The following is a 6957-nucleotide window of genomic DNA, read 5'->3' as shown; positions in this document are numbered from 1 at the left end:
CGGCATCATCGGCGGCGCGCTGCCACCTCCGACCAGGCCGGGGATTTCGGCGGCCTTCTGCCAGCCGGCCATGCCCTCGGTCCAAACCAGGGTGTCCGGGCGCACGACGCCTTGGGCGACGAGGTCGCGAAATTGCCCCTCCGGAAAGGGCCCCTGCTGCTTGCCCTCGGATGCGTAGAACCAACTCGCCATGTACCGTCCCCCTCGAACATACTTATGTACCGGCCCGGATGCTTGGGTTCACCGCATCCATGCCAAAAATGCATTGTGAAGGATGAACGGCTGCCCTGTACAGAGGCGCCGGTTCACATGGCCAAACGTTTTTCCGCTTCAACCTGCAACTTTTTTATGCCATTTGCCCGGAAAGATGCCAGATTGACGCAGCGCCGGGGACATACGGCGCGGCGCATCCCGGGGAATAGGCCAGACCATGAAACTCGTCGTCGCGATCATCAAACCCTTCAAGCTCGACGAGGTCCGCCAGGCCCTGACGGCGATCGGCGTCCACGGCATGACCGTGACAGAGGTGAAGGGCTATGGCCGCCAGAAGGGCCACACCGAGATCTATCGCGGCGCCGAATACGTCGTGAACTTCCTGCCCAAGCTGCGCATCGAGATCGCGGTCGCCTCCGACATCGCCGACAAGGCCGTGGGTGTGATCACCGCCTCCGCGCGCACCGGGCAGATCGGCGATGGCAAGATCTTCGTCACGCCGATCGATCACGCGCTGCGCATCCGCACCGGCGAAACCGACAGCGACGCGCTCTAGATTTTGTTTTGACGCGTTTTCCTGACGCGAACCGGTATCCATTTCGCTTGAAAACGCTCTGACCAAATAACGTCTTCGTCGATCGCACCGGGCAACGACGCCATAGCGTGCGACGTAATTTCTATGCTGGGGGAAACGAGATGGCGGGATTGTTGCGCCGCGCGGCGTGTATCGCTGCGCCGATCGGGTTTGCGTCGATCACGACATCGTCGGCACACGCCGCAGGCTCCGAGATCAACTCCGCCGACACCGCCTGGATGATCGTCGCCACCGCGCTGGTGCTGATGATGACCATCCCGGGGCTCGCGCTGTTCTACTCCGGCATGGTGCGCAAGAAGAACGTGCTCGCGACCATGGCGCAGAGCCTCGCCGCGGTGACGCTGATCTCCATTCTCTGGGTCGCGTTCGGCTATTCGCTCTGCTTCGTCGGCGACGGCCCGTGGATCGGCACGCTCGACCGCTGGTTTCTCGCCGGCATGACCATGGACAGCGTCAATCCGGCGGCGAAGACCATCCCGGAAGCGCTGTTCATGCTGTACCAGATGACGTTCGCGATCATCACGGTGGCGCTGGTCGCGGGGTCGGTCGCCGACCGGATGCGGTTCTCCGCCTATCTCCTGTTCTCCGTCGCCTGGTTCATCTTCGTCTACATTCCGCTGGCGCATTGGGTGTGGGGCGGCGGCTTCCTCAACAGCATGGGCGTGCTCGACTTCGCGGGCGGTCTCGTGGTGCATCTGTCGGCCGGCACCAGCGGCCTCATTGCCGCGAAGGTGATGGGGCGCCGCCACGGCTACGGCACCGAAAATCTCTCGCCGTTCGATCTGTCGCTCGCGGTGATGGGCACCGGCCTGTTGTGGGTCGGCTGGTTCGGCTTCAACGGCGGCTCGGCGGGCGCTGCCAATTCACGCGCGGTGATGGCGATCATCGCGACCCATCTCGCCGCCTGCGCCGGCGCGCTGACCTGGGCCGCGATCGAATGGTCGACCCGGCGCAAGCCCTCGGTGCTCGGCATGATCTCCGGCGCGGTGGCCGGTCTCGGCACCATCACCCCGGCCTCCGGATTCGTGGCGCCCTGGCACGGCATCGTCATCGGCATCATCGCCGGTGCGGTCTGCTACTGGGCCTGTACCTGGCTGAAGCACCGCTTCAACTACGACGATTCGCTCGACGTGTTCGGCGTCCACGGCATCGGCGGCCTGACCGGAACCCTGCTCGCCGGCGTGTTCGCAACCAGCGCCATCGGCGGCACCGCCGGCCTGTTCGAGAGCCATCCGCAGCAGCTGCTGATCCAGTTCTACGGCGTCGCCGTCACCTTCGTCTGGTCGGCGGGCGTGAGCTTCATCCTGCTCAAGCTGGTCGGCCTGTTCGTGCCCTTGCGCGTATCCCGTGAGCACGAGCTCGAGGGGCTGGATATTTCGCAGCACGGCGAAGCCCTGCAATAGAGCGCGACGCTACTTAATTACCTCTCGGCTGCCCGGCGCGTGAGCAACATTGTGTCGGCAGCCTGTCGTGCTCGCGTTTTAATCAGGTGTGACCACGTTTTGGGCGCGACGGAATAGCGCACCGCACCGCCATACCCGTCAAATGCGAAAACCCCCGTCTTCATAGTCCGTTAGGCAATGCGCCTGATCTGGCACGGCATTTGATTCTAAGGGTCCCGGCTGTGCCCGCGTAGTGAACTTTCTCCCTCGTGGCGAACCAGTCGAGAAACGCCCGGCCATGTCCGGACCGGGCCCAAGCGGGGATAGGACCCATGAAAATTGTTATGGCGATTATCAAGCCATTCAAGTTGGAAGAAGTCCGGGACGCCCTGACCGCCATCGGCGTTCACGGTCTCACGGTGACGGAAGTCAAGGGATATGGCCGCCAGAAGGGCCATACGGAAATCTATCGCGGCGCCGAATATGCCGTGAGCTTCCTGCCCAAGATCAAGATCGAGGTCGCTGTCGCCTCCGACCAGGTCGACAAGACCATCGACGCCATCACGTCTGCCGCCAAGACCGGACAGATCGGCGACGGCAAGATCTTCGTCATCAACCTCGACCACGCGGTGCGCATCCGCACCGGCGAGGCCGATGCCGCGGCCCTTTGATTTCGCGCTCAACCTTATCCAATCAGGAGTGAATATTATGACGTTCAAGCGTCCCTATGGCGCGGGATTGGCGGCTCTCGCAGTCGGCCTGTTCGCTGCGACCGCAGCCTATGCCGAGCCAACGGTCAACAAGGGAGACAACGCCTGGATGCTGACATCGACAGTGCTGGTGCTGTTGATGACGATCCCGGGCCTTGCGCTGTTCTACGGCGGTCTCGTCCGTTCCAAGAACATGCTCTCCGTCCTGATGCAGGTGTTCTACACCGTCTGCGTCGTCACCGTGATCTGGGCCGTGTACGGCTACAGCCTCACCTTCACCGGCGGCTCCGACTTCATCGGCGGCTTCTCCAAAGCCTTCATGATGGGCGTGACCACCGATACGAAGGCTGCGACCTTCTCGGTCGACGCCAACATCTCGGAGCTCATCTATGTCTGCTTCCAGATGACCTTCGCGGCGATCACGCCCGCCCTCATCGTCGGCGCTTTTGCCGAGCGCATGAAGTTCGCGGCGATCGCGCTGTTCGTCCCGCTCTGGGTCACGCTGATCTATTTCCCGATCGCGCACATGGTCTGGTACTGGCAGGGTCCGGACCTGATCCAGGACGCAGCCAAGGCGCTCGCTGCTGCCACTGACGCGGCGGCGAAGACCGCGGCGGAGGCGAAGCTCGCCGAGATCAAGGCCGACGCCGGCTGGATCTTCAAGAAGGACGCGATCGACTTCGCGGGCGGCACCGTGGTGCACATCAACGCCGGCATCGCAGGCCTCGTCGGCGCTCTCCTGATCGGCAAGCGCGTCGGCTACGGCAAGGAGCTGATGGCTCCGCACTCGCTGACCATGTCGATGATCGGCGCCTCGCTGCTCTGGGTCGGCTGGTTCGGCTTCAACGCCGGCTCCAACCTCGAAGCCAACGGCGGCGCAGCCCTCGCCATGACCAACTCCTTCGTCGCCACCGCAGCCGCCGCGCTGTCGTGGATGTTCGCGGAGTGGATCATCAAGGGTCACCCGTCGGTGCTCGGCGTCATCTCCGGCGCTGTCGCGGGTCTCGTGGCCGTCACGCCTGCCGCCGGCTTCTCCGGCGCGATGGGCGCGATCGTCCTCGGCCTGATCGTCGGCGTGGTCTGCCTGTTCTTCTGCACCGTCGTGAAGAACGCGCTCGGCTACGATGACAGCCTCGACGTGTTCGGCGTCCACTGCATCGGCGGCATCGTCGGCGCTCTCGGCACCGGCATCCTCGTCAACCCGGCTCTGGGTGGCGCGGGCGTCATGGACTACACCGCGATCCCGCCGAAGGTCGGCGACTACGACTTCGCGGCGCAGATGATCGCCCAGCTCTGGGGCGTCGGCACCACGCTGGTGTGGTCGGGCATCGGTTCGGCGATCCTCTACAAGGTCGTCGACGTGATCGTTGGTCTGCGCACCAATGTCGAGAGCGAGCGTGAAGGCCTCGACATCACCGAGCACACCGAGCGCGCCTACAACATGTAAGTCTCCTCCCGGGCGCGGTCTCCCCGGAGACCGCGCCCAGACCTACGGTTCGGGCACATACCCGGCAATGCCCTGACCGTTGAGGGGCTCCAGCGCAAGCTGGAGCCCCTTTCTTTTGGCAGGGCGCTTTCTGATTTGGTTCCGAAGAAAGGGATTGCCATTCCGCGCCACCGGCGCAGAAATATCGACCACAAGAAACGATAATCGGGAGGTGGTCATGCGTTTGGAAGGCGGATGCTATTGCGGCGAAGTGCGCTACGTGGCTGAAGGCGATCCAATGATGCAGGCCCAGTGTCATTGCCGCGAGTGCCAGTACATTACGGGCGGCGCGCCCAACACCTTCATCGCGATGCCGGCGGCCGGCTTCAGCTACGTCCTGGGGCAACCCAAGCAGTTCACCCGCAAGGACCTCGAACGCGCCGTCACGCGCGAATTCTGCGCCGAGTGCGGCACCCATCTGGTGACCAGGGCTCCGGGCCTGCCGGCGGCGATCCTGAAAGTCGGCACGCTGGATGAGCCAAAGCAGTTCCATCCGCAGATGGCGATCTACACCTGCGACATCCAGGAATTCCACGCCATCCCGGCGGGCATGAAGACGTTCGAGAAGCTGCCGGGGCGTTGAGCGTCGATCGCGCCGCAGGACGGTGCGCTCCCTCTCCCGCTTGCGGGGGAGGGCCGGGGTGGGGGTGCCTCCGCAGTGGGATTTCCCAAGAGGAAAGAGCCCTCACCCGGCCCTGCGCGCCGACCTCTCCCGCAAGCGGGAGAGGTGGCCCCGGCATCGCCACCCCCGCTCGGGACGGGCCGGACCTCCGATCTGGGTCACGGAATTGACTCTTGATGACGCGGAAAGCCGATGGTTAATCGCGTCTTAACCTCGCCCTATCTATGGTGAAGTGAACCGCTTCCCGCCGGGGCCTTCGCGCGACCGGCTGTTCCAAGAGTGCTGGCGCCCAGAATGGCTATGACCGCTTCATCCCGCGCGCCGCAGGCCGGTGGAAGCCTAGACACCGAACGCTCGCCCTTTGTGCGGCTGAACGAGCTGCTGGCCCCGCATCAGCCCGGCAAGCCCTTGATTTCGCTCGCGGTCGGCGAACCGCAGCATCCCGTGCCTGATTTCGTCGGCCCGGTGCTGGCCAAGCACATCGCCGATTTCGGCCGCTACCCGATGAACCAGGGAACCGACCCGTTCCGTCAGGCAGCAAGCACCTGGCTGTCGTCGCGATTCAAGCTGCCGCGGCCGCTCGACCCCCGAAGCGAGATTCTCGTCCTCAATGGCAGCCGCGAGGGGCTGTTCCTCGCCGCGATCGCAGCAAAGCGCTACGTCGGCCCGCGTCCCGGCAAGCCCGCGATCCTGATGCCGAACCCGTTCTATCCGGTCTATGGCGCCGGCGCCTTAGCTGCGGCCTGCGAGCCGGTCCATCTGCCGACAACGATCGAAAACGGCTTCCTGCCCGATCTCGACGCCATCGACGAAGCAACGCTGGCGCGCACCGTGGCGTTCTATCTGGCCTCGCCCGCCAATCCGCAGGGCTCGGTCGCCTCGCGCGATTACTTCACGCGCCTGAAGAGCCTCGCCGATCGCCACGGCTTCATGATCCTCAGCGACGAGTGCTATTCGGAGATCTACACCCGCGAAGCTCCGGGCAGCGCGCTCGAATGCGCGGGTGCGGACTTCACCCGTGTGGCCGCGTTCCAGTCGCTGTCGAAGCGCTCGAACCTGCCGGGCCTGCGCGTCGGCTTCGCCGCCGGCGACAAGAGGTTCATCGGGATTTTCCTGGAGCTGCGCAACATCGCAGCGCCGCAGGTGCCGGTGCCGCTCCAGCACGTCGCGACCTTTGCCTATGGCGACGAAGCGCATGTCGAGGAGAACCGCAGGCTTTACCGGATCAAGTTCGATCTCGCCGACCAGATCATCGGCAATCGCTACGGCTATCGCCGGCCCGACGCCGGCTTCTGCGTCTGGCTCAACACGTCCGCGATCGGCGACGATGTGTCGGTGTGTTTGAAACTCTTCACGGAAGCAGGCGTGCGTGTGGTGCCCGGCAGCTTTTTGGCGCGGCAGCAGCCTGACGGATTCAATCCCGGCGCGGGCTACATTCGCCTCGCGCTGGTGCAGGATGGCGAGACCACGGCGCAGGCGCTGCACCGCCTGGTCGAGACTCTGGGTTAGGCGGGGCCCATGAGCATGTCGGCAATCGAACGTGTCATTCCACTGGTCGGCCATCTGCCGCCCTCGATCCGCGAGGGTCTGGCGCGGCGCATGCGCGAGCTCACCGGCCTCGGCCTGATCACGCTGGCCGGCGTCGCCTCAGCCGCACTGATGACCTGGTCGGTGCAGGATCCCAGCCTCAGCCACGCCACCTCGCGGCCGATCCGCAACATCCTCGGCTATGCCGGTGCGATCGGCGCCGATCTCGCGATGCAGATTCTCGGGCTCGGGGCGATCATGCTGGTCCTGACCGTCGCGGTCTGGGGCTGGCGCATGATGACGCATCGCCCGTTCGACCGCGAAGCGCTGCGGCTGGGCTCCTGGATTCTCTGCACGGTGATTGCGGCGGGCTTCGTCAGCTGCTGGCCGCATGGCGGCGCATGGCCGCTGCCGACCGGCCT

Annotated in this window: 8 protein-coding genes; 7 read left to right on the top strand and 1 reads right to left on the bottom strand. The window is 64.7% G+C overall.

Annotation, left to right across the window (positions count from 1 at the left end; translation table 11 throughout):
• Positions 1-192 (bottom strand): DUF4339 domain-containing protein (locus tag MOV75_RS22085; RefSeq protein ID WP_247006608.1); only part of this gene is annotated, 192 nt, incomplete at its 3' end.
• Positions 193-430: 238 nt separating this feature from the next.
• Here MOV75_RS22085 and MOV75_RS22080 point away from each other — a divergent pair.
• From MOV75_RS22080 to MOV75_RS22050, 7 genes are all read left to right on the top strand, one after another.
• Positions 431-769: a P-II family nitrogen regulator gene (locus MOV75_RS22080; RefSeq protein ID WP_027535359.1), complete on the top strand. Its 339-nt coding sequence runs from the start codon at positions 431-433 to the stop codon at positions 767-769.
• 140 nt (positions 770-909) lie between these two features.
• Positions 910-2211, top strand: a complete 1302-nt coding sequence (locus MOV75_RS22075; RefSeq protein WP_247006607.1) for an ammonium transporter — start codon at positions 910-912, stop codon at positions 2209-2211.
• 311 nt (positions 2212-2522) lie between these two features.
• On the top strand, positions 2523-2861 hold the full coding sequence (locus MOV75_RS22070; RefSeq protein WP_008142813.1) for a P-II family nitrogen regulator: 339 nt from the start codon (positions 2523-2525) through the stop codon (positions 2859-2861).
• A 37-nt stretch (positions 2862-2898) separates the two neighbouring features.
• Positions 2899-4347 (top strand): ammonium transporter, encoded by a 1449-nt coding sequence (locus MOV75_RS22065; RefSeq protein WP_246929236.1) that lies wholly within the window; start codon positions 2899-2901, stop codon positions 4345-4347.
• 217 nt (positions 4348-4564) lie between these two features.
• Entirely contained in the window at positions 4565-4969 is a 405-nt protein-coding gene (locus tag MOV75_RS22060) for a GFA family protein (RefSeq protein WP_246929235.1), read from the top strand.
• A gap of 333 nt (positions 4970-5302) precedes the next feature.
• On the top strand, positions 5303-6517 hold the full coding sequence (locus MOV75_RS22055; protein WP_246929234.1) for an aminotransferase class I/II-fold pyridoxal phosphate-dependent enzyme: 1215 nt from the start codon (positions 5303-5305) through the stop codon (positions 6515-6517).
• Positions 6518-6526: 9 nt separating this feature from the next.
• A partial coding sequence (locus MOV75_RS22050; protein ID WP_247006606.1) for a DNA translocase FtsK 4TM domain-containing protein occupies positions 6527-6957 on the top strand: 431 nt, incomplete at its 3' end.

The sequence above is a fragment of the Bradyrhizobium sp. PRIMUS42 genome (assembly GCF_023006515.1).
In the GTDB taxonomy this organism is placed as follows: domain Bacteria; phylum Pseudomonadota; class Alphaproteobacteria; order Rhizobiales; family Xanthobacteraceae; genus Bradyrhizobium.
This window is presented reverse-complemented; position numbering and strand designations above follow the sequence as displayed.

Coding starts and splice junctions, on each gene's coding strand:
- MOV75_RS22075 (WP_247006607.1), top strand. CDS start 910: ATGGCGGGATTGTTGCGCCGCGCGGCGTGTATCGCTGCGCCGATCGGG.
- MOV75_RS22070 (WP_008142813.1), top strand. CDS start 2,523: ATGAAAATTGTTATGGCGATTATCAAGCCATTCAAGTTGGAAGAAGTC.
- MOV75_RS22080 (WP_027535359.1), top strand. CDS start 431: ATGAAACTCGTCGTCGCGATCATCAAACCCTTCAAGCTCGACGAGGTC.
- MOV75_RS22055 (WP_246929234.1), top strand. CDS start 5,303: ATGGCTATGACCGCTTCATCCCGCGCGCCGCAGGCCGGTGGAAGCCTA.
- MOV75_RS22065 (WP_246929236.1), top strand. CDS start 2,899: ATGACGTTCAAGCGTCCCTATGGCGCGGGATTGGCGGCTCTCGCAGTC.
- MOV75_RS22060 (WP_246929235.1), top strand. CDS start 4,565: ATGCGTTTGGAAGGCGGATGCTATTGCGGCGAAGTGCGCTACGTGGCT.